The sequence below is a fragment of the Mycobacterium sp. E1715 genome, assembly GCF_001667625.1.
Classification (GTDB): domain Bacteria; phylum Actinomycetota; class Actinomycetes; order Mycobacteriales; family Mycobacteriaceae; genus Mycobacterium.
Genome location: NZ_LZJJ01000114.1, coordinates 1 through 1,489 on the forward strand (window position 1 = coordinate 1; position 1,489 = coordinate 1,489).

General features: G+C 69.8%; 1 protein-coding gene and 1 pseudogene. One reads left to right on the forward strand and one right to left on the reverse strand.

Going from position 1 to position 1,489, the window contains the following annotated elements; all coding sequences use genetic code 11:
* The coding region (locus tag A9X03_RS06060) for a PPE family protein (protein ID WP_156669877.1) at positions 1-587 on the reverse strand (587 nt) is incomplete at its 3' end.
* Between the two features lie 471 nt (positions 588-1,058).
* On the opposite strand from A9X03_RS06060, the pseudogene A9X03_RS28260 reads away from it, so the two are divergent.
* Positions 1,059-1,489: pseudogene (locus tag A9X03_RS28260) on the forward strand (PE/PPE C-terminal domain-containing protein); the annotation flags it as partial.

Consider the following 1,489-nt stretch of genomic DNA (forward strand, 5'->3'; position numbering starts at 1 on the left):
CCCGCGGGCTGCTGAGCGGCCTGGGTCACCGCCAACGCCTGCTCGGCCACCCCATCAGGAGTCGTGGTGTTCGGCGGGGCATCAAAGGGCGCCAACTGCGAGGCCGTGGCCGAAGCCGCCGCATAGCCATACATCGCCGCCGCATCCTGGGCCCACATCTCCATGTACTGCGCCTCGGTCGCCATGATCGCCGGCGTGTTCTGCCCGAAGAAATTCGTCGCGACCAACGTCGCCAACAACACCCGATTAGCCGCAATCACCGGCGGCGGCACCGTCATCGCAAACGCCGCCTCAAACGCCGCCGCAGCCGCCCGACCCTGACTGGCCGTGTCCTCGGCCAACCCCGCCACCGCAGAAAGCCAACTCACAAACGGCACCACCGCCGACACCATCGACGACGACGCCGGACCCACCCACGGACCCGACGTCAACTCCGCAATCACCGAGCTATACCCACTGGCCGCCGCAGCCACCTCAGCAGCAATCTCATCCCACGCCGCCGACGCCGCCATCAACGAACCCGAACCCGGACCCGCATACATCCGACCGGAATTGATCTCCGGCGGTAACGCCCCGAAGTCAAACACCTACGAACCCCCCGGCTCGAACCATGTGTTTCCCTCGCGAGTGTTTTAGATAGCTGGCTTCAAGCGATGCGCTTGCTTGCGAAGGCTAGAGCGCCGCCCCGTCTTCTCGCTGCCCGTGACTCGACGGTCCGGGTGGGAGGCGCCCCGTTCCAGCGGGTCAGCGGACAGCGCAACGGCCGGGCCGGCGGCCGCCCGCGTTCACCGTGCGTACGCCTACCTGCGGGAACGGGGTGCCGGGCGGATCACGGCCGATAAGCGATCCCGCGCAGCCGGGGCGGATCGACCTGGGCGCTGGACAAAAAATCCGGTCGCAATAAAGGCCGCGGCGATGTCGGCCCGGACAGGGGCCGGCCGGGGGGCGTGGGCAAGGCCTCGGCCGCGAGTCGGTTCTTGGGCGCAAACGCGAAACACGCTTTAGCGCAGCACTTTTCGCGCGCTAAAGCGTGTTCCTACGCTGCCGACCCGGAGGTTATCCGGCGAAGGGTGGGGTTGATCGGTGGTGCGGCTCCGGCGGCAGCCAAGGCGCTGCCCGGCCTGGGTGGGCTCGGTGGCCTGCTCGGCGGCGGCGCCGGAGCGGTGCACCCGGCCGCGGCCATCGGCGGGGCGGCCTCCATCGGCGGCAAGTTGTCGGTGCCGGTGGCCTGGACCGGCGCCCCGGCGCTGCCGGCAATGGGCCACACCGCGGTCCCGGTCAGCGCGATCAGCGCCGCACCCGAGGCAGCCGGGGGACCGGGCAACCTGCTCGGCGGCATGCCCCTGGCCGGAGTCGGCAACGGCACCCACGCCGGCGCCGGCCCCCGCTACGGATTCCGCCCCACCGTCATGGCCCGCCCACTCCTCACTGGCCAGCTGAGTCACCACATTCTGATAACTCAACGCAGCCGACTGCAGCTCCGCGGGAT